Consider the following 19348-nt stretch of genomic DNA (forward strand, 5'->3'; position numbering starts at 1 on the left):
GTTTTGCACCAGCGCAGAAGATTTTCGATCGGTTGCAACGCAGTGCTTTCGATACTGTCAACATGCCCTAGCGGCGGTGTCATCAGAGGTCTAGTATGAGCCGCACCCACGTCAGCCAGGAGGTAAACCATGTCGGCCACCAAGAAGCCTGTAAATACCCCGTTGCACTTACTCCAACAACTCTCGGGCAGCCTGCTCGAGCATTTGGAAAACGCTTGTTCCCAAGCCTTGGCTGATGCTGAAAAACTGCTCGCCAAACTGGAAAAACAGCGCGGAAAAGCGCAGGAAAAATTGCACAAGTCCCGTACCAAATTGCAGGACGCTGCTGCAGCCGGTAAAGCCAAGGCACAGACCAAGGCGAAGGGTGCGGTGAAAGAACTTGAGGACCTGCTCGATGCCCTCAAGGATCGTCAATCCGAAACGCGCAGCTACATTCTGCAACTCAAGCGCGATGCTCAAGAAAGCCTGAAACTGGCCCAGGGTGTCGGTCGTGTACAAGAGGCTGTCGGCAAGGCGTTGTCCCTGCGTTCAGCCAAGCCTGCTGCGGCACCTGCCAGGAAAGCCGTTGCTAAACCGGCTGCTGCAAAAGCAGCGGCCAGGCCTGCTGCCAGGGCACCGGTGAAAGCCTCCGCCAAGCCTGCCGCAAAACCAGCGGCGAAAAAACCGGTTGCTGCCAGCGCTGCAAAGCCAGCTGCTAAAACCACTGCTGCCAAGCCTGCCGCCAAGCCAGTAGCTGCAAGAACAGCTGCCGCTAAACCTGCTGCAAAAACCGCTGCTGCGAAACCGGCTGTGGCGAAAACCGCAACTGCAAAACCCGCTGCAAAATCGGCAGCAAAACCAGCTGCTAAAACGGCCGCTGCAAAACCTGCTGCCAAGCCAGCCGCAAAACCTGCCGCTGCAAAAACCGCTGCAGCCAAGCCAGCCGCAAAACCTGCCGCGGCTAAAACCGCTGCCGCCAAACCAGCCGCAAAACCGGCTGCTAAACCGGCTGCGAAACCCGCTGCAAAAGCTGCGGCGAAACCAGCTGCTAAACCTGCTGCCAAAACTGCTGCGGCGAAACCCGCTGCCGCCGCCAAGCCAGCCGCTGCCGCTAAGCCAGCAGCCAAACCAGCTGCAGCAAAACCAGCCGCAGCAAAACCTGCTGCCGCGAAACCAGCTGCAAAACCTGCCGCCAAGCCAGCCGTGAAAAAACCGGCCGCTGCTGCCAAGCCAGTGACTGCGCCAGTGGCCAAGCCAGCGACGCCAACTCCGTCGCCAGCTCCGTCGGCTTCGCCTGCTCCAGCAGCAAGCACCTCGACCACATCGTCTGCGCCATCGCCAGCCGCATCGTCGAGCACCAGCACCACCCCAACCAGCGCTTCCTAAGAAGTGCCGGTCGCCGCGACGCGCAGCTGATGCAGCGCGTCGCGGTCCAGGTTGACGGCGCCCGCCGTCACACCTTCCAGCCAGGCCGTTAGCTCGGTCACCTCACACTGCGGCCAACTCTGCGCCGATCGCTCCAGGCGCAACAACAGATGTCGCTCGGCTTGCAGTTCCAATGCCTTCACTTGTTCGCGCAACGTATTCAGTTCGGCATCCTCTGCCGTCATGGTTTTCCATTGCATGCGCAAGGCTCGCAGCGGTCGCACGACATCGGTGTCCCAAGGCTCGGCCACTTCGCGTAGCTGCTGCAATCGTTGCTCATTGCAGGCAACGCCTCGGTCTCCCAGCCATAATCCACAGAGCAGCAGGCACACATTCACGCCGGCCGACTGCAATTGCAGGCACGCGTCTTCTACGCCGGGACGGGCATAAGTAGTAAGGGAAAAGCTCCACAGGTCAGAGGACATAGTGCTACTCGCGCCAGTTGCGAGCGAAGCTGGTAGACTCCGCCGCCATTATGATTCGACTTCAGAACCTGACTTTACAGCGTGGCCCGCAACGTCTGCTAGAAGACGCCGAGCTGACCCTGCACGCCGGCCACAAAGCCGGCCTCATCGGTGCCAACGGCGCCGGCAAATCGAGCCTGTTCGCCTTGATCCGGGGTGAACTGCACCCCGACTCGGGTGATTGCTTCCTGCCGGCCGACTGGCGCATCGCTCACATGCGCCAGGAAATCGAGACGCTCGAACGCCTGGCGGTCGACTACGTGCTCGATGGCGACCTGCGCCTGCGTGAGGTGCAACGCGACCTCGCGGCGGCCGAAGCCTCGCATGATGGCGCGGCTCAGGCCCGCCTGCACGCGGAACTCGACAGTGCCGACGGCTACACCGCCGACGCCCGGGCCCGCAAGCTGCTGGCCGGTCTTGGATTTACCAACGAGCAGATGGACCGCCCGGTAGGAGATTTCTCTGGTGGTTGGCGGATGCGTCTGAACCTGGCGCAGGCTTTGATGTGCCCTTCGGACCTGTTGCTGCTCGACGAACCGACCAACCACTTGGACCTCGACGCCATCATCTGGCTCGAAGAATGGCTGAAAAGCTATCCCGGCACCTTGCTGCTGATTTCCCACGACCGGGACTTCCTCGATGCCGTGGTCGATCACGTGGCTCACGTCGATCAGCGCAAGATCACCCTGTACCGCGGTGGATACAGCGCCTTTGAACGTGCCCGTGCCGAACGTCTGGCCCAGCAACAACAGGCCTACGAGAAGCAGCAGGCGCAACGTGCGCACATGGAAAGCTACATCGCCCGCTTCAAGGCCCAGGCCACCAAGGCCCGACAGGCCCAGAGCCGGATCAAGGCGCTGGAGCGGATGGAGGAATTGTCCGCCGCCCACGTCGATTCGCCGTTCGACTTCGTCTTCCGCGAATCGCAGAAAATCTCCAGTCCGCTGATCGACCTGTCGGACGCTCGCCTGGGTTATGGCGATAAAACCGTGCTGGAGAAGGTCAAGCTACAACTGACTCCCGGTGCGCGGATCGGTTTGCTCGGCCCGAACGGTGCCGGTAAATCGACCCTGATCAAAAACCTCGCCGGTGAACTCTCGCCATTGGCCGGTCGCCTGACCCGTGGCGAGAACACGGTCGTGGGCTACTTTGCCCAGCATCAGCTGGATTCCCTGGACGCCAAGGCCAGCCCGTTGCTGCATTTGCAGCGCCTGGCACCGACTGAACGCGAGCAGACCCTGCGCGACTTCCTCGGCGGTTTCGACTTCCGTGGCGCGCGCATTGATGAGCCGGTGCTGAATTTCTCCGGCGGCGAAAAGGCCCGACTGGCCCTGGCATTGATCGCCTGGGACCGGCCGAACCTGTTGCTGCTCGACGAACCGACCAACCACCTGGACCTGGAAATGCGCCTGGCGCTGACCATGGCCCTGCAGGAATTCAGTGGCGCAGTGTTGGTGGTCTCTCACGATCGTCATCTGCTCAAAAGCACCACCGACAATTTCTATCTGGTAGCGGACGGCAAGGTCGAGGAGTTTGACGGCGACCTGGAAGATTACGCCCGTTGGCTGGTCGACTATCGTCAGCGCAATGCACCGGTCAGCAACACTCCGGTCAATCCGGACAAGACCGACAAGAAGGCCCAGCGCCAGGCCGCTGCTGCGTTGCGTCAGCAACTGGCACCGCACAAGCGTGAGGCCGACAAGCTCGAAGCCGAGTTGGGCAAGCTGCACGAGAAACTGGCGAAGATTGATACCAGCCTCGGCGACAGCGATATCTACGAACCGATGCGCAAGAACGATTTGCGTGATCTGCTGGCTGAACAGGCCAGGCTGAAGGTGCGTGAAGCCGAACTCGAAGAAGCCTGGATGGAAGCCCTGGAACTGCTCGAAAGCATGCAGGCGGAGCTGGAGGCGCTGTCCTGATGGAAGCGTTCAAGCTGCCGCTGCCGCCTGTGTGGGGCGAGCCGATCTGGTTCGCCGCGCAAATCCTGCTGATCCTGTTGGCCGGTTACTTCGCCCAACGCTTCGTCGCTAAATGCCTGACGCGCCTGGGCGAGCGCTACCCGTTTCCACCGCAACTGCTGATGCCGCTGCGCGGTGGTTTGCGCTGGCTGATCATGGGCAGTGCGCTGATTTTCGTGCTGGAACGCCTCGGGGTCTCCGCCACCGTGCTCTGGACTGCGTTGTCCGGTTTTGTTGCGGTCGCGGCGGTGGCGTTCTTCGCCATGTGGAGCGTGCTCTCCAATCTACTCTGCGCGATCCTGATCTTCACCGTCGGCCCGTTCCGCATCGGTGACGTCGTCGAACTGGTGGACACCACCGACAAGCCCGGCGTCAAAGGTCGGGTGGTGGCGATCAATCTGCTTTACACCACGCTGATCGAAGCGGAAGAGCTCGGCACCGGCAGTGCGATGGTGCAAGTGCCCAATAGCCTGTTCTTCCAGCGCTCGGTTCGACGCTGGCGCGGCACGGATGTGTTTCCGTTGAGCGGGATCGAAAAGTAAGCCTTCTTTCGCCTGATACACCGCTATCGCGAGCAGGCTCGCTCCCACATTAGACCGAGTCTCTAAACTAGTACGCGGTCACCTGTGGGAGCGAGCCTGCTCGCGATGGGGCCCTAAAGCCGTAAACACTGGTCGGCGACCGCAACATCCTGCAAAAAAATCGATGGTCATCAGCCCAAAGCCGCATTAGCTTAGTCGTCTGTCACGAGTCTGAGTCGAGGTGTGCAATGGAGCTTCAAACATGGCTGGCGTTTTTTGCCGCCTGCTGGGTGATCAGTCTGTCTCCCGGTGCCGGCGCCATTGCGTCGATGTCCAGCGGTCTGCAATACGGTTTCTGGCGCGGATACTGGAACGCCTTGGGCCTGCAAGTGGGCCTGGCGGTACAGATTGCGATTGTCGGCGCCGGTGTGGGCGCGATTCTCACGGCATCTGCCAGCGCTTTCTATGCGATCAAATGGTTCGGCGTGGCGTACCTGGTTTACCTCGCGATCAAGCAATGGCGCGCGCTGCCCAGCAACATGAGCGACGATGCGGCGGTGCGTCAGATCGGCAAGCCGATGGCCCTGGTGTTCCGCGGTTTCCTGGTGAACATCAGCAACCCCAAGGCGCTGGTGTTCATGCTGGCGGTGTTGCCGCAGTTCATTGATCCACATGCGCCGCTGCTGATTCAGTACCTGATCATCGGCGCGACAATGGTCTGCGTCGACCTGATCGTCATGGCCGGTTACACCGGGTTGGCGTCGAAGGTACTGCGCCTGTTGCGCACGCCCCAGCAGCAAAAACGCATGAACCGCACGTTTGCCGGGCTGTTCATTGGCGCGGCGGCGTTTATGGCGACCCTGCGCAAAGCCGCGGTGTAAACCTCTCAAAGAGACGCGATCCATTGTGGCGAGCGAGCTTGCTCCGGGCGGCGTTCCGACGCTGGGCTGCGAAGCGGCCCCAGTATTGCGAGCGTTGCGCACTCGAACGGGAGCACGCTCCCTCGCCACAGGTGATCGGCTTCAGCGCAGGATGACCGGCGCAGTATCCGGCGGCAGGTCATTGCGCGGCTCCGGTTGTCCTGACGGCACATAACTGCCATCGCCGAGCTGTTCGCTCAATTGGCGCGCCACGTCCTCGCCCAAAGACCTCGAGACTTCCCGCACCACCCGTGGCCGGTTCAGCGAAACGTGGATATCCCGATCATTCACCAGTTTGGTGTCCTGAGCTTCGCCCATCGCCGTGAACGCCGAGGTGATCTCGTAAGTCTTGGTGTTGATCAGGCTGAAGTCCGCCACCAGGGTCAGTGCCAGCACCGCCGAGTAGCTGTCGGTGTTGGCCAGCTCATTCATGTCCTGAGTGAAATCGATGTCCGACAGCGTGCCGAACAGCACGTAGTCGGCACCTTTGAAGTGGCCGGCCTTGATGCGTTTGATCACGTCGTAGACATCGCTTTTTACACTGGCGGTGTAAGGCGTGCCCTGAATCAGCTGGAACATCCCGGTCTTGAGCATCTGGCCTTTGATGTCACCACTGAAGCGGCGGATTTCGGTCTGTTCCAGATAGCTGTTCTGCGTGGTGTACTCGTCATAACTGGACGCGCCGCTGGCGCCGTAATAATCCTGCTGATGATTGTCCCGGGCCGAGATCACGTGAACGTATTGATCCACGCTGGCCTCGTAGGCGAGGTCGGTGACAGCGATTTTCGGTGCAGCCTGCACGCCAACGGCGCAGGCCAGGGTCAAGATGCCAATCCATGCACGCATTGTTCAGCGCTCCGTGGTCTTGCGGATTTCTTTCTCGTCCATCCACTCCGCCAGCCCGCTTTCGACATCGATCAATTGCAGGCTGAATTTGTAGAAGACGTCCTTGTAATCGTTGCTGCGCTTGACGATGGAACTGATCGATCCTTCCAGACGATACCGCGCGGCAATCATATTGCCGGTTTTGGCCACTGTGCTTTTTTTGTACAGGCCACTCTGGTTTTGCAGCTTGAGGTGGTCAATCTGGCTCTGTATGTCCGTATTGTCGCTGGCAAAGCGCGCGGTGCCGGAACGCATCAGCTGGGTCTTGATCGATGTGGTGATTTCACGGGTGTCGATGTACTCGCTGGTCTTGTTCATCACGTCGTACACCTGAACCACCGGGCGACCCCTCAGAACGCCGGATTGGGCGAGAGAACGGGTCATGCTTTCGGCGATCATCTGCAGGTCGGTCGAACCGAACTCGTTGGTGATCAGTTCCACGGCCTTCGGGTCGCCATAACTGATGTTGCCGCTGCCCAGCACCGGCGAGCGATTTTCGGCGCAGCCACCGATCAGCAACGCGGCCAGGGTCAGGAACGAAACGCGTACAAACATGGGCAGGGTCTCAAGTGGTCGGTTCACGGCGTATTGATCTCCAGGCGGAAATCCACGGCTTGGGGCACGGGAGCGATAGCCGGCAGAAAACTCGTCTGCTCGGCATACAGGGTCAGGCTTTTCCAGGTGTCGGCTTCGGCCACGGGAAAACCTTCCGCCCCCAGCCAAAGATAGCGGTAATAGAACGTTCGGTTGCGTGTGTCGGTGTTGCTCAGCTGCGTGTTGACGGTCAGGAAACCGTTTTCCCTGGCCATGCGCATTGGGCCGATGGCCACGTTTTCGATCGGTCCGGTGGCCAAGACTTTGCTCGCGGCGCTGCCCGGTTCCGGTGGCGGTGGCGGGGTGGCGCAACCGGCTAACAAGGCCAGCGCGGCAATGGCGAAGCATTTCAATCCCATGAAAATCTCCGTTCAGGGTTGGGCAGGGCTGATTGCAGCCTGCGGTGCGGGAAGGGTGTCGAGCTGCAGGGCGACATCGGCGGCAAATCGGCGGTCACCCACGGCACGCAGACTGAAGGCCTGGTGTGTCTGATCCACCTTGAACCTGACCGGTGCTGCGTCCGGCGCATTGGGCAGCATGAGTTGGTGCAGGCCTTTCTTGAGCCGTAGTCGGGCAACCAGCGTCTTGTCCGGCAACGTACGCCAGCCGCGGGTGTCGGCATCCTCGCGTTGCGTCTGCTGCAGGAGCGTTTCCTCAAGCTTCTCGGGTCTGTGCTTTTTCAGATAGGCCAGGTATTCGACATTGGACCGTGCGCGATGGAGCGTGCGTTGAATAATGCCTGGCATGTCATCACGCAAGGTGCGTCGCGACATGTCGCCGAAGCTGTTGAGCAACGTCAGTTTCTGTTTTTTGCCGTCCACCATGACGAAGTCCACCGGTGGCGTTGAGGAGTCGGGGACGAGGATCGGGAAAGACATGTTGGTGATGTAGGTTTCACCTTCGACTTCCACCGAAATCGGCACGCGAACCGAGCTGCGCGCTGGTGCCAGGCCAGTTTGCACGATCAACAGAACGTCGACCTCGCCGGCCTTCAGTGGGGACTTGGCCAGGTTACGCAGTGTTTGTTCGAGCAGCGGTGTGTTGGGGCGCAGTTCGATGGCCTGACGATAGCCCGGCGCGGCGAGGTCTTTTTCGTTCAGCGATTCATAAATGAAACCGGCGAGGTAATGGCTGAACGCACTCTGGTAGTTGTTTTTCAGCGCGACGACTTCGGGGGCGTCGAGGGTCGCAACCGGGTAGCCCTGAAGGTCCTGGAATTTCAGCGAAACTCCTTGCTCCTTCGCCTGGTTTTCCAGTTCGAGGTATTGCTTGTCACGCTTGTCGGCAATGGTTGCTTCGCGCTCGTGGGTTTTCTTGATCATGACGCGCGCCAGCTCCGTTTCGGAGCCGGACAGCAGCATCAAGGCCATCTGCGTGGTCAGGGCGACTCTCTCGAAATCGTAGCCATCGTATAAGCGCACTTTGTCGTTGGCGCTGTAACTGTTGAACTCGGTAAATTTTTTGAAGGGGACGAACAGGGGCGAATCGTCCCACCCTTCGATCAGCCGATCGGCGTAGTCCCAGTGCTGATAACTGCCGGTGAAGTTTCCGCTGAGGCGCAGCAACTCGCCTTTTTCGAAGTGGTAAAGCAGGTCACCCGGAGGAATGGGATTGTTGCGATCGAGCACGGCAACCGCGCCGTCGAGCTGACCGGCCTTGAAATATTCAAGTGTTTCGCTCAGCTCGGCGTTGTAGTCACGCATGGTCGGACAGCCGCTCAGTAGCAGGCATGCACTGAGTACAAACATGAAGCGCAGGCGGGTGGCCATTTGCTGTGGGTCTTCCTTGAAAATAAGCCGCCATAAGGCGGCAAATTATAGACTTGGATGATGGCACTTTGTTCCTGTACACCAGCGGCCGCTGCACACAAAGCTTGAGTGAACGTCACTGGAAGTGAACAATGTGTTACTTCGTATTTCCAATTGAGATTCATTCATGACTGCCCCGTCCCGTTTCCTGGCCTGGCTGGTGTTGCCACTGTTTGCCTTGTGCAGTTTCAATCTGCTGGCCGACACCGTGGAAGGCGCGCCACAAGCCTTGCATTTGCTTGATTACATTGGCGCCGACTACCCGCAAACGGTGCAATCGGGCAAGGTCATCGACGAGTCCGAATACCGCGAGCAGCTGGAATTCATAAAGGTCTTGCAAGGCTTGATCGCCGCGATGCCGGCCAAACCGGAAAAAGCCGGGTTGGAGCAGGGCGTCAGCACGTTGCGTAACGCCATCGCTGCCCGCCAGGACGGCGCGGACGTTGCGCGTCAGGCTCGCCAGCTCGGCGCGAAACTGGCCGTGGCTTATGAAGTCAGCCAGGCGCCGATCATTACCCCGGACCCGACCCGTGGTGCGCCGCTGTATGCCCAGCATTGCTCGGTCTGTCACGGTGATACGGGGGCTGGCGACGGCCCGGCGGGTGTCGGTCTGACGCCGCCGCCGGCCAATCTGCGGGACACGGCGCGCCTGGATCACCTGAGCCTCTACGCGATCTACAGCACCTTGGGCCTGGGCGTCGAAGGCACGGACATGCCGGCTTTCGCCGATCAGCTGGATGATCGTCAGCGTTGGGACCTGGCGACCTATATCGCCAGTTTCAGTGCCGATCCGGCCGCAGCAAAATCCGAAAAGGCCTACAACATCGCGGACCTGGCGCGTCAGACACCGGCCGAAGTGCAGACCGCCGATGGCCCGCAAGCCGCCGCGACGTTCCGGGCGCAGCGCGCGCAACCGCCGCAGGTCAAGCGGGGGCCGGCGCAGTTGCTCGACTACACCGCCGCAACCCTGGACAAAAGTATCGCGGCCTACCGTGCCGGTGATCACGACCAAGCCTATGACTTGTCGGTAGCGGCCTATCTGGAAGGCTTCGAACTGGTCGAGAGCTCGCTGGACAACGTCGACGCCAACGTGCGCAAGGACACCGAAAAATCCCTGATGGCTTACCGTCAGTCGTTGCAGGATGGTTTGCCGGTTGCGCAGGCCCAGGAACGTCTGGACGCGGCCAAAGCCAAGTTGAAGGAGTCCGCCGGGTTGCTGGGCAGCGACGGTTTGAGCTGGTCGCTGAGCTACATCTCCGGGTTGCTGATTCTGCTGCGCGAAGGGCTGGAAGCGATTCTGGTGCTGGCGGCGATCCTGGCGTTCCTGCGCAATACCGGCCAGCAGTCGGCGGTGCGCAGCGTCAACGTCGGTTGGGGCCTGGCGTTGTTGGCGGGTCTGGCAACCTGGGCGCTGGCGGCGTACGTGATCGATGTCAGCGGCTCACAACGTGAATTGCTGGAAGGTGCGACGGCGTTGTTCGCCGCTGTGATGGTGCTCTGGCTCGGTGTGTGGATGCACGACCGTCGCCATGCGGCGGCGTGGCAGGACTACATCAAAAGCAGCCTGGTGGGCGGCGGTGGACGCTTCGGTTTTGCGACGCTGGCGTTCTTCTCGGTGTATCGCGAGTTGTTCGAAGTGATTCTGTTCTACGAGACCCTTTGGCTGCAGGCCGGGCCTGCGGGGCATAACGCAGTGCTGGCCGGTGGTGCGACGGCGCTGGTGTTGCTGGTCGGGCTGGCGTGGGTGATCCTGCGTGGCTCGCAGAAACTGCCGCTGTCGTTGTTCTTCAGCATCAACGCCGGGCTGCTGTGCGCGTTGTCGGTGGTGTTTGCCGGGCATGGCGTGAAGGCGTTGCAGGAAGCCGGGATCTTCGGCACGCGGCCGGTGCCGTTCTTTGACTTCGATTGGCTGGGTATTCACGCTGATGCGTATTCGCTGAGTGCTCAGGCGGTGGCGATCATTGCGATTATCGTGCTGTATGGCCGTAGCTGGATCGCGGAGAAGCGGCGGGTGCAGGTTTCTTAAAGGGCATTCGCTTCGCTCATCATCGCGAGCAGGCTCGCTCCCACAGGGTCGCGTGTAATCTGTGGGAGCGAGCCTGCTCGCGATTTTTTTTAGAAGAGGAAAACACGATGCGTGTCTGGATCGATGCCGACGCTTGCCCACGGGCGGCCAAGGACCTGGTGGTGAAGTTCGCCCTCAAGCGTCAGTTCGAAGTGGTGCTGGTGGCCGGGCAGCCGCAGATCAAACCGGGGCTGGCCCTGGTGAAGCTGATCGTGGTGCCAAGTGGTCCGGATGCGGCCGACGATTACCTGGTGGAGCAAGCGGTACCGGGTGAACTGGTGATTTGCAGCGACGTACCGCTGGCCGATCGGCTGGTGAAAAAGGGCGTTGCAGCGCTGGATCCACGGGGCAAGGAGTTCGATGCGCAGAACATGGGCGATCGGCTGGCGGTGCGTAACCTGTTCACCGATCTGCGTGAACAGGGCCAGATGAGCGGCGGCCCGGCGCCATTTGGCGAGCGCGAGAAGCAAGCGTTTGCCAATGCGCTGGACCGGATCCTCACCCGGCTAACCCGTAAAACCTGAGCCTTACAAAGAACCCTGTGGGAGCGAGCTTGCTCGCGATGGGGCCAGCACATCCAACATTGAAGTCGACGGTCAGTCCGCTATCGCGAGCAGGCTCGCTCCCACATTGGGACCGTGTCAGGCGTCGTTTTCGTGAGTCAGTTCGAGGACGCGGTCGACCAGTTTGTTGATGCCTGACGCCGCTTCGCTGATCGATTGCGCCAGCATGTAAGCCGGGGTGCACACCAGTTTGCGGGCCTTGTCTTCAACGATGTCACTTACCGCGCAATCCTTGTGAGTGGCGCCCATTTTGTTCATGGCAGCGGCGGTATCGGCGTCGTTGCCGATGGTGCAGGTCACGCCCGGGCCATAGATTTTCGCCGCTAACGCTGGCGAGATGCAGATCAACCCCACCGGTTTGCCCGCTTCGGCAAACGCTTCGGTCAGTGCCAGGACGTCCGGTTGAACCGTGCAACCGGCGCCTTCGATGGCGAAGTTCGACAGATTCTTGGCCGCGCCGAAACCACCGGGCACGATCAGCGCGTCGAAGTCTTCGACGCTGGCCTCACGGATATCCTTGATGTTGCCCCGGGCGATCCGCGCCGATTCCACCAGTACGTTGCGCGACTCCGGCATTTCGTCGCCGGTCAGGTGATTGATCACATGCAATTGCGCGATATTGGGGGCAAAGCACTGCACCTGAGCGCCGCGCTGGTCGAGGCGCAGCAGGGTAATCACACTTTCGTGGATCTCGGCGCCGTCATACACGCCGCAGCCGGAAAGGATCACTGCAATTTTTTTGCTCATGGGTTTTTCTCCAGATTCATGGCGTTAAATGTCCACTAATTTGTCACTCGTTGCCATAGGGTTAATTCGCGGCTACACCTAGCATCTGTCCTCAAGATTCCGATCAGGGCGCGTCAATGGACTTCATTCTGTATGCGGTGCCGTTTTTCTTTGTGCTGATAGCCGTCGAGCTGCTGGCCGACCGTTGGCGCGGGGTGAGCAATTATCGGGTGGCGGACGCGATCAACAGCATCAGCACCGGTGTGTTGTCGACCACCACCGGCCTGTTGACCAAAGGCGTTGGCCTGGTGACCTATGCGTTTGCCCTCAAGCATCTGGCGCTGTTCGAACTCTCGGCCGACAGCGTCTGGACCTGGGTGTTTGCCTTCGTCCTCTATGACTTCTGCTACTACTGGCTGCATCGTATGGGCCACGAGCGCAACATCCTCTGGGCTGCGCACTCGGTGCATCACCAGAGCGAGGACTACAACCTCTCCACGGCCCTGCGCCAGACCAGTACCGGCTTTCTGCTGAGCTGGATTTTCTACCTGCCGATGGCGGTACTCGGCGTGCCGCTGCTGGTGTTCGTCAGCGTCGCCGCGCTGAACTTGTTGTATCAATTCTGGGTGCATACCAAACACATTCCCAAGCTCGGCTGGTTCGAGTGGTTCTTCGTCACGCCGTCCAATCATCGGGCTCACCACGCACAGAACGCTCTCTACATGGATCGCAACTACGGCGGGGTGTTCATTATTTGGGACCGTCTATTCGGCTCGTTCCAGGAAGAGGACGACAACGAACCGGTGATTTTCGGAGTAACCACGCCGTTGGCGAGCTGGAATCCGCTGTGGGCGAACGTGCAGTTTTACGCGCAGCTTTGGGACGACGCGCGGCGGGCTGAAAGCAAGTGGGACAAGCTGCGGATCTGGTTCATGCGCACCGGTTGGCGGCCGGCGGATGTGGCGGCCAGGTACCCGATGAACAAACCGGACCTGAGCCAGTTCCGCAAATTCGAGGTCGCGCTTGACGGGCGTCAGCAGCTGTATGTGGCGTTGCAGTTCTGCGTCTACATTGCGCTGGGCAGCTACTTGATGAACCTGGAACCACAGTTGCCGACCGCAGCGCTGGTGTTGGGCTGGGGCGCGGTGGCGTTGGGCTTGTTTACATTGGGTATGGCTCTGGAGAATCGCCCGCAGGCATTGAAGCTGGAGCTGCTGCGGCTGGCATCGAATGTGCCGCTGGTGTGGCTGGCGCCGCTGGTCGGGCTGTGGCCGGCCAGCGCGGTAGGCTGGATCGGCCTGCTCAGCTACAGCCTGCTCAGCGGCATCGGTCTCTACTGTTGCAGGGACCGTTTCACTCGATTGGCGTCTTAGTCTCGGCGGCCTTGGCCAGCTCGGCTTGCTCGTCGGCGTAGATCTTCTTCGCCAGACGGGCATTCTTGAAGCGCCGGCGCAGCCACAGGCCCAGTCCCAGTACCAGCAGGGCGCCGAGCACCCACAGCTCGTACTTCTTGACGCTGCCCAGCATGCCCTCGAGCACCGCGCCGAAGTGATACGCCGCCGCGGCCAATGCGGCCGCCCAGATCGCAGCACCAATCCCGTTGAGCAGCAGATAACGTCCCGGCGGATACCCCGACAGGCCGATCGCCACCGGCATCACCGTGCGCAATCCATAAACGAAACGGAAGCTCAACACCCAGATATCCGGGTGTTTGCGGATATGCTCCAGCGCCCGGTCACCCATCATTTGCCAGCGTGGTTTGCGCGCGAGCAATTTGCGGCCGTGTTTGCGTCCGAGGAAATACCACAGCTGATCGCCGGCATAACTGCCACAGAACGCCACGATCGTGACGATCTTGATGTCCATGTATCCGCGGAACGCGAGGAAGCCTGCGAGCACCAGAATGGTTTCGCCTTCGAAGAACGTGCCGAGAAAGAGGGCGAAGTAGCCGAATTCCTGAAGAAATTGTTGGAGCATTGTCTGGATGCTGGCGAAATGAACGCGCAGCCTAACCCTTCGGGCACATTCATGAAAGTGTCCAAATGTGTCTCGACGTGAACATTTCCTACAAGGACAATGGAATGCGACTACCTGCCGCAGGGGTGCACATAACTGTCACGTGTTGGTCATAATGGTCGCTTATAACTGTCACGCTCGCACGCCAGCGGGCTCAGGAGTCTGCCGTGAGCTTTACCCCCGCCAACCGTTTGTTCCCTGCAACCCGCCTGCGTCGCAACCGTCGTGATGATTTCTCGCGTCGACTGGTCCGTGAAAACGTTCTGACCGTCGATGACCTGATCCTGCCAGTGTTCGTGCTGGACGGTGAAAACCGTCGCGAAGCGGTGGCTTCGATGCCGGGCGTCGAGCGCCTGACCATCGATCTGTTGCTGGAAGAAGCGGCCAAGTGGGTCGAACTGGGGATTCCGGCGTTGGCGCTGTTCCCGGTCACGCCTCCCGAGCTCAAGTCGCTGGACGCCGCCGAGGCCTGGAGCCCGAACGGTATCGCCCAGCGCGCTACCCGCGCCTTGCGTGCGCAGTTTCCGGAACTGGGGGTGATCACTGACGTTGCGCTCGATCCGTTTACCACCCACGGTCAGGATGGCATCCTCGACGAAGAAGGCTACGTGCAGAACGACATTACCGTCGACGCACTGGTCAAGCAGGCCCTGTCCCATGCCGAGGCCGGCGCTCAGGTGGTGGCCCCGTCGGACATGATGGACGGTCGCATCCAGGCGATCCGCGAAGCGCTGGAACTGGCCGATCACGTCAACGTGCGGATCATGGCCTACTCGGCGAAGTACGCCAGCGCCTATTACGGCCCGTTCCGCGATGCGGTGGGGTCGGCGCTGAACCTGGGCAAGGCCAACAAGGCCTCCTATCAGATGGACCCGGCCAACAGCAATGAAGCCCTGCACGAAGTGGCGGCGGACTTGTCAGAAGGCGCGGACATGGTCATGGTCAAGCCTGGCATGCCGTATCTGGACATCCTTTACCGGGTCAAAGAAGAATTTAAAGTACCGACCTTTGTTTATCAGGTCAGCGGTGAATACGCCATGCACATGGCGGCCATCCAGAATGGCTGGTTGAGTGAAGGGGTTATCCTTGAATCCCTGACCGCTTTTAAACGGGCAGGGGCTGATGGCATCCTGACTTACTTTGCCGTGCGTGCCGCTCAATTGTTACGAGAGCAGAAATAGCCCTCCCAGGAACATTCCATGAATACCGAAGGACTCACTGAAGTTGCCGTAAAAGAAGCTCAACCGCTGGTCGAGCAAATCGCCGAGACCCCGCCGGAGCTGGAGCCTGCTCCACCCGCGGCGGTTACCGAACCCGCAACAGCGGCACCGGCGATTGCCATTCCCGGCCTGGATGACAGCAGCCTGTATATCCATCGCGAGCTCTCGCAACTGCAGTTCAACATCCGCGTGCTGGAACAGGCGCTGGACGAGTCCTACCCGTTGCTGGAACGGCTGAAGTTTCTGCTGATCTTCTCCAGCAACCTGGACGAGTTCTTCGAGATTCGCGTGGCCGGCCTGAAGAAGCAGATCACTTTCGCCCGTGAACAGGCCGGCGCTGATGGCCTGCAACCGCATCAGGCCCTGGCCCGCATCAGCGAGCTGGTGCACGGTCACGTCGACCGCCAGTACGCGATCCTCAATGACATTCTGTTGCCGGAACTGGAAAAACATCAGGTCCGCTTCATCCGTCGGCGTCACTGGACCACCAAGATCAAGACCTGGGTGCGCCGCTATTTCCGCGACGAGATCGCGCCGATCATCACCCCGATCGGCCTCGACCCGACGCACCCGTTCCCGTTGCTGGTGAACAAGAGCCTGAACTTCATCGTCGAGCTCGAAGGCATCGACGCCTTCGGTCGCGATTCCGGCCTGGCGATCATCCCGGCGCCACGCCTGTTGCCGCGCGTCATCAAATTGCCGGAAGAAGTGGGCGGCGCGGGCGACAACTATGTGTTCCTGTCGTCGATGATCCACGCGCACGCCGATGATTTGTTCCAGGGCATGAAGGTCAAGGGCTGCTACCAGTTCCGCCTGACCCGAAACGCCGACCTCGCGGTCGATACCGAAGACGTGGAAGACCTGGCCCGCGCGTTGCGCGGCGAGCTGTTCTCCCGTCGCTACGGTGACGCGGTGCGTCTGGAAGTCGCGGACACCTGCCCGAAACACCTGTCCGACTACTTGCTCAAGCAGTTCAACCTGCACGAGACCGAGCTGTATCAGGTCAACGGTCCGGTCAACCTGACTCGCCTGTTCAGCATTACCGGCCTGGACAGTCAGCGCGCGCTGCAATACATGCCGTTCACCCCGCAGATTCCGAAACTGCTGCAGAACAGCGAGAACATCTTCAGCGTGATCAGCAAGCAGGACATCCTCCTGCTGCACCCGTTCGAGTCATTTACCCCGGTGGTCGACCTGCTGCGCCAGGCCGCGAAGGACCCGCATGTATTGGCGGTCCGCCAGACCCTGTATCGCTCCGGTGCCAACTCGGAAATCGTCGATGCGCTGGTCGATGCCGCGCGTAACGGCAAGGAAGTCACCGCGGTGATCGAATTGCGTGCGCGGTTCGATGAAGAGTCCAACCTGCAACTGGCCAGCCGTCTGCAAGCGGCCGGTGCGGTGGTGATTTACGGCGTGGTCGGCTTCAAGACCCACGCCAAGATGATGCTGATCCTGCGTCGCGAGGCCGGCGAGATCGTGCGTTACGCACATTTGGGTACCGGTAACTACCACGCGGCCAACGCCCGTCTGTACACCGACTACAGCCTGCTGACCTCCGATGACGCCTTGTGCGAAGACGTCGGCAAACTGTTCAGCCAGTTGATCGGCATGGGTAAAACCCTGCGCATGAAGAAGCTGCTGCACGCGCCGTTCACGTTGAAGAAGGGCATGCTCGACATGATTGCCCGCGAGACCCAGTTCGCCCTCGACGGCAAGCCGGCGCACATCATCGCCAAGTTCAACTCGCTGACCGATCCGAAGATCATCCGCGCGCTGTACAAGGCCAGCCAGTCTGGCGTGCGCATCGATCTGGTGGTGCGTGGCATGTGCTGCCTGCGTCCGGGCATTGCCGGGGTCTCGCACAACATCCATGTGCGCTCGATCATCGGTCGCTTCCTGGAACACACCCGGGTCTTCTACTTCCTCAATGGCGGCGAAGAACAGATGTTCCTGTCCAGCGCCGACTGGATGGAGCGCAACCTCGACAAACGCGTCGAGACTTGCTTCCCGGTGGAAGGCAAGAAGCTGATCATGCGGGTCAAGAAAGAGCTGGAGCTGTATCTCACCGACAACACTCACAGCTGGAGCCTGCAGGCGGACGGTCGTTACATCCGCAACACCCCGACCGGCAACCAGAACCCGCGCAGTGCGCAGGCGACGTTGCTGGAACGGTTGGGTAGCCCGATCCTGACTGTTCGTTAACGCTGACGTAGCGTAAAAAAATGGCGATCCCTGCGGATCGCCATTTTTGTTTGGGGGTACCTACCTTTGGCGAGGGAGCTCTGTGGCGAGGGGATTTATCCCCGTTCGGCTGCGAAGCAGTCGTGAAGTCAGCGGATGCGTTCTGCCTGATGTACCACTGTGGCAGTTTTTGGGGCTGCTTCGCAGCCCAACGGGGATAAATCCCCTCGCCACAGAAAATCCTTCACCACAGAGTTGGTATTAGCGCACGTTCAGCGTGAAGCTGACCCGGGTCAGCCATTCCGCTTCGAGGGCAAAGTCGGCCTGGGTCAGCTGGTTTTCGTCCAGCCAGTTTTCCGGGAACAACACATCGAGGCTGTCGCGCTTGGCGTGCAGGACGACCTGCGGCATTTCCTGCGTACCCCGAATGTGGTGGAACAGAATCGCAAAACGCAGCAGTACGCACAGTCGAATCAGCTTGATGCCGTCATCGCCGAAATCGGCAAAGCGGTCCCGGGGAATATTGCGCCGGTGACCCCGCACCAGTAGCGCGAGCATCAGTTGGTCTTCGCGGGAGAATCCGGCCAGGTCCGAGTGCTCGATCAGGTACGAGCCGTGCTTGTGGTACTGATAGTGAGCGATGTCCAGGCCCACTTCATGGACCTTGGCGGCCCAGCCGAGCAATTCACGCCAGACGCCGTCATCCAGGTCCCAATCCTTGGCCACTTGATCGAAGGCATGCAGGGCTTTGCGTTCGACCCGCGCCGCTTGTTCCAGATCAACGTGGTAACGCTCCATCAGCGAACTGAGCGTGCGTTCACGGACGTCTTCGTGGTGATGACGGCCCAGCAGGTCATAGAGCACGCCTTCGCGCAGGGCGCCTTCACAGTGGTCCATGCGTTGCAGTTCGAGGGCATCGAAAATGGCTTCCAGGATCGCCAGGCCCGCAGGGAAGATCGCGCGGCGGTCAGGCTTGATGCCTTCGAAGTCGATTTTCTCGACGTCGCCCAGCTTGATCAGTTTGCGCTTGAGCCAGGCCAGGCCTTCGGCATTGACCTCGCCCGTGCCATGACCACCGGCCTTCAGCGCCAGACCGATTGCGCGGATGGTGCCCGAGGAACCGATGGCTTCATCCCAGGTCAGGCGGTGCAGGGCGTGTTCGATGCTCATGATCTCCAGCCGCGCTGCGGTGTACGCCTGGGCGTAGCGGGCCGGGGTGATCTTGCCGTCCTTGAAATAGCGCTGGGTGTAACTGACGCAACCCATTTGCAGGCTTTCGCGCAGCAGCGGTTCGAAACGCTGGCCGATGATGAATTCGGTACTGCCGCCGCCGATGTCCGCCACCAGGCGCTTGCCCGGTGTGTCGGCGAGGGTGTGGGAGACGCCGAGGTAGATCAGGCGCGCTTCTTCGCGACCGGAGATGACTTCCACCGGGTGCCCGAGAATTTCTTCGGCGCGGCGGATGAACTCGCCGCGGTTACGCGCTTCACGCAGGGCGTTGGTGCCGACGATCCGCACGGCGCCAGGGGGCATACCGTTGATCAGTTGGGCAAAACGCTTCAGGCAATCGAGCCCGCGCTGCATGGATTCTTCGTTGAGATGGCGATCTTCGTCGATGCCGGCGGCCAGCTGAACCTTCTCCCCGAGACGCTCGAGAATACGGATTTCGCCGTTCTGGGCCTTGGCCACGACCATGTGAAAGCTGTTGGAGCCCAGGTCGATTGCGGCGATCAGGGACAGATTCTTGGCTTGGGATTGCGGCATGGTCATGGGGTCTCGGTCGATAACCTCGACATCGTGCCACGATCAAAGGCTGGCGCCAACGCGCAGCGTTCAAAGCCTTGATCCAGCGCAGTCCTGCAGGTGACCGCTGCGCGGTCAATCGCTAGCAGGCTAGCTGTGTAAACCCACCACGTTGTTCACGGATGCTATTCGGCTAATCGGTGGCAAATAACTCAGGCTGGCATGCGGGCGATGCCAGTTGTACTCGTGCAACCACGACGTCAGGTAGGTCGCGCGT

General features: G+C 60.4%; 17 protein-coding genes and 1 pseudogene. 9 read left to right on the forward strand and 9 right to left on the reverse strand.

Features of this window, described 5'->3' with window-relative positions; genetic code table 11:
• Positions 1-129 precede the first annotated feature (129 nt).
• Positions 130-1365 carry an AlgP family protein gene (locus ACRC4F_RS22915; protein ID WP_438661398.1) on the forward strand — a complete coding sequence of 412 codons (1236 nt, stop codon included), beginning with the start codon at positions 130-132 and terminating at the stop codon, positions 1363-1365.
• On the opposite strand, the gene ACRC4F_RS22920 is transcribed toward ACRC4F_RS22915, so the two are convergent.
• On the reverse strand, positions 1362-1829 hold the full coding sequence (locus tag ACRC4F_RS22920; protein ID WP_438661399.1) for a TIGR02444 family protein: 468 nt from the start codon (positions 1827-1829) through the stop codon (positions 1362-1364). The two genes, ACRC4F_RS22915 and ACRC4F_RS22920, sit on opposite strands and share 4 nt — an antisense overlap.
• Positions 1830-1879: 50 nt before the next feature.
• Between ACRC4F_RS22920 and ACRC4F_RS22925 the strand changes: the two genes are divergently transcribed.
• The 3 genes from ACRC4F_RS22925 to ACRC4F_RS22935 all read left to right on the forward strand — a co-directional run bounded on the left by ACRC4F_RS22925 (position 1880) and on the right by ACRC4F_RS22935 (position 5231).
• The gene (locus ACRC4F_RS22925; protein WP_438661400.1) at positions 1880-3790 is read left to right on the forward strand and encodes an ATP-binding cassette domain-containing protein; all 1911 of its coding nucleotides are present in this window, start codon (positions 1880-1882) and stop codon (positions 3788-3790) included.
• A complete protein-coding gene (locus ACRC4F_RS22930) occupies positions 3790-4371 on the forward strand; it encodes a mechanosensitive ion channel domain-containing protein (RefSeq protein WP_438661401.1) in 582 nt (193 codons plus the stop codon). Before ACRC4F_RS22925 ends, ACRC4F_RS22930 begins: the two co-directional genes overlap by 1 nt.
• A gap of 227 nt (positions 4372-4598) precedes the next feature.
• Positions 4599-5231, forward strand: coding sequence for a LysE family transporter (locus tag ACRC4F_RS22935; protein ID WP_438661402.1), 633 nt, complete (start codon positions 4599-4601; stop codon positions 5229-5231).
• A gap of 141 nt (positions 5232-5372) precedes the next feature.
• On the opposite strand, the gene ACRC4F_RS22940 is transcribed toward ACRC4F_RS22935, so the two are convergent.
• Genes ACRC4F_RS22940 through ACRC4F_RS22955 form a run of 4 tightly spaced genes read right to left on the reverse strand, consistent with a single transcriptional unit; the run spans position 5373 to position 8518 of the window.
• Complete coding sequence (locus ACRC4F_RS22940; protein WP_438661403.1) at positions 5373-6116, reverse strand: penicillin-binding protein activator LpoB; 744 nt, start codon at positions 6114-6116, stop codon at positions 5373-5375.
• 3 nt (positions 6117-6119) lie between these two features.
• Complete coding sequence (lpoB, locus tag ACRC4F_RS22945; protein WP_438661412.1) at positions 6120-6710, reverse strand: penicillin-binding protein activator LpoB; 591 nt, start codon at positions 6708-6710, stop codon at positions 6120-6122.
• 23 nt (positions 6711-6733) lie between these two features.
• Positions 6734-7108, reverse strand: coding sequence for a YcfL family protein (locus ACRC4F_RS22950; protein ID WP_438661404.1), 375 nt, complete (start codon positions 7106-7108; stop codon positions 6734-6736).
• Between the two features lie 12 nt (positions 7109-7120).
• Entirely contained in the window at positions 7121-8518 is a 1398-nt protein-coding gene (locus ACRC4F_RS22955) for a COG3014 family protein (RefSeq protein ID WP_438661405.1), read from the reverse strand.
• A 166-nt stretch (positions 8519-8684) separates the two neighbouring features.
• Here ACRC4F_RS22955 and ACRC4F_RS22960 point away from each other — a divergent pair, with 166 nt between their 5' ends.
• Complete coding sequence (locus ACRC4F_RS22960; RefSeq protein WP_438661406.1) at positions 8685-10583, forward strand: FTR1 family protein; 1899 nt, start codon at positions 8685-8687, stop codon at positions 10581-10583.
• Between the two features lie 107 nt (positions 10584-10690).
• Positions 10691-11146, forward strand: coding sequence for a YaiI/YqxD family protein (locus tag ACRC4F_RS22965; protein ID WP_438661407.1), 456 nt, complete (start codon positions 10691-10693; stop codon positions 11144-11146).
• 117 nt (positions 11147-11263) lie between these two features.
• Here the strand turns inward: ACRC4F_RS22965 and elbB are convergent, their stop codons facing one another.
• Complete coding sequence (gene elbB, locus ACRC4F_RS22970; protein ID WP_438661408.1) at positions 11264-11932, reverse strand: isoprenoid biosynthesis glyoxalase ElbB; 669 nt, start codon at positions 11930-11932, stop codon at positions 11264-11266.
• 116 nt (positions 11933-12048) lie between these two features.
• Between elbB and ACRC4F_RS22975 the strand changes: the two genes are divergently transcribed.
• On the forward strand, positions 12049-13284 hold the full coding sequence (locus ACRC4F_RS22975; protein ID WP_438661409.1) for a sterol desaturase family protein: 1236 nt from the start codon (positions 12049-12051) through the stop codon (positions 13282-13284).
• Here the strand turns inward: ACRC4F_RS22975 and ACRC4F_RS22980 are convergent.
• On the reverse strand, positions 13265-13888 hold the full coding sequence (locus ACRC4F_RS22980; RefSeq protein ID WP_109635785.1) for a DedA family protein: 624 nt from the start codon (positions 13886-13888) through the stop codon (positions 13265-13267). The genes ACRC4F_RS22975 and ACRC4F_RS22980 overlap by 20 nt on opposite strands.
• Positions 13889-14094: 206 nt before the next feature.
• On the opposite strand from ACRC4F_RS22980, the gene hemB reads away from it, so the two are divergent.
• Positions 14095-15108 carry a porphobilinogen synthase gene (gene hemB, locus ACRC4F_RS22985; RefSeq protein WP_438661410.1) on the forward strand — a complete coding sequence of 338 codons (1014 nt, stop codon included), beginning with the start codon at positions 14095-14097 and terminating at the stop codon, positions 15106-15108.
• A gap of 18 nt (positions 15109-15126) precedes the next feature.
• Positions 15127-17349, forward strand: coding sequence for a polyphosphate kinase 1 (ppk1, locus tag ACRC4F_RS22990; RefSeq protein ID WP_438661411.1), 2223 nt, complete (start codon positions 15127-15129; stop codon positions 17347-17349).
• 240 nt (positions 17350-17589) lie between these two features.
• Here the strand turns inward: ppk1 and ppx are convergent, their stop codons facing one another.
• Positions 17590-19092 carry an exopolyphosphatase gene (gene ppx, locus ACRC4F_RS22995; RefSeq protein ID WP_438661413.1) on the reverse strand — a complete coding sequence of 501 codons (1503 nt, stop codon included), beginning with the start codon at positions 19090-19092 and terminating at the stop codon, positions 17590-17592.
• A gap of 129 nt (positions 19093-19221) precedes the next feature.
• Positions 19222-19348: pseudogene (locus ACRC4F_RS23000) on the reverse strand (IS481 family transposase); the annotation flags it as partial.

The sequence above is a fragment of the Pseudomonas sp. genome (genome assembly GCF_051660785.1).
In the GTDB taxonomy this organism is placed as follows: Bacteria; Pseudomonadota; Gammaproteobacteria; order Pseudomonadales; family Pseudomonadaceae; genus Aquipseudomonas.

Coding starts and splice junctions, on each gene's coding strand:
- ppx (WP_438661413.1), bottom strand. CDS start 19,092: ATGCCGCAATCCCAAGCCAAGAATCTGTCCCTGATCGCCGCAATCGAC.
- lpoB (WP_438661412.1), bottom strand. CDS start 6,710: ATGTTTGTACGCGTTTCGTTCCTGACCCTGGCCGCGTTGCTGATCGGT.
- ACRC4F_RS22925 (WP_438661400.1), top strand. CDS start 1,880: ATGATTCGACTTCAGAACCTGACTTTACAGCGTGGCCCGCAACGTCTG.
- ACRC4F_RS22965 (WP_438661407.1), top strand. CDS start 10,691: ATGCGTGTCTGGATCGATGCCGACGCTTGCCCACGGGCGGCCAAGGAC.
- ACRC4F_RS22960 (WP_438661406.1), top strand. CDS start 8,685: ATGACTGCCCCGTCCCGTTTCCTGGCCTGGCTGGTGTTGCCACTGTTT.
- ACRC4F_RS22940 (WP_438661403.1), bottom strand. CDS start 6,116: ATGCGTGCATGGATTGGCATCTTGACCCTGGCCTGCGCCGTTGGCGTG.
- ACRC4F_RS22955 (WP_438661405.1), bottom strand. CDS start 8,518: ATGGCCACCCGCCTGCGCTTCATGTTTGTACTCAGTGCATGCCTGCTA.
- ACRC4F_RS22935 (WP_438661402.1), top strand. CDS start 4,599: ATGGAGCTTCAAACATGGCTGGCGTTTTTTGCCGCCTGCTGGGTGATC.
- ACRC4F_RS22980 (WP_109635785.1), bottom strand. CDS start 13,888: ATGCTCCAACAATTTCTTCAGGAATTCGGCTACTTCGCCCTCTTTCTC.
- ACRC4F_RS22915 (WP_438661398.1), top strand. CDS start 130: ATGTCGGCCACCAAGAAGCCTGTAAATACCCCGTTGCACTTACTCCAA.
- ppk1 (WP_438661411.1), top strand. CDS start 15,127: ATGAATACCGAAGGACTCACTGAAGTTGCCGTAAAAGAAGCTCAACCG.
- ACRC4F_RS22920 (WP_438661399.1), bottom strand. CDS start 1,829: ATGTCCTCTGACCTGTGGAGCTTTTCCCTTACTACTTATGCCCGTCCC.
- elbB (WP_438661408.1), bottom strand. CDS start 11,932: ATGAGCAAAAAAATTGCAGTGATCCTTTCCGGCTGCGGCGTGTATGAC.
- ACRC4F_RS22930 (WP_438661401.1), top strand. CDS start 3,790: ATGGAAGCGTTCAAGCTGCCGCTGCCGCCTGTGTGGGGCGAGCCGATC.
- ACRC4F_RS22975 (WP_438661409.1), top strand. CDS start 12,049: ATGGACTTCATTCTGTATGCGGTGCCGTTTTTCTTTGTGCTGATAGCC.
- ACRC4F_RS22950 (WP_438661404.1), bottom strand. CDS start 7,108: ATGGGATTGAAATGCTTCGCCATTGCCGCGCTGGCCTTGTTAGCCGGT.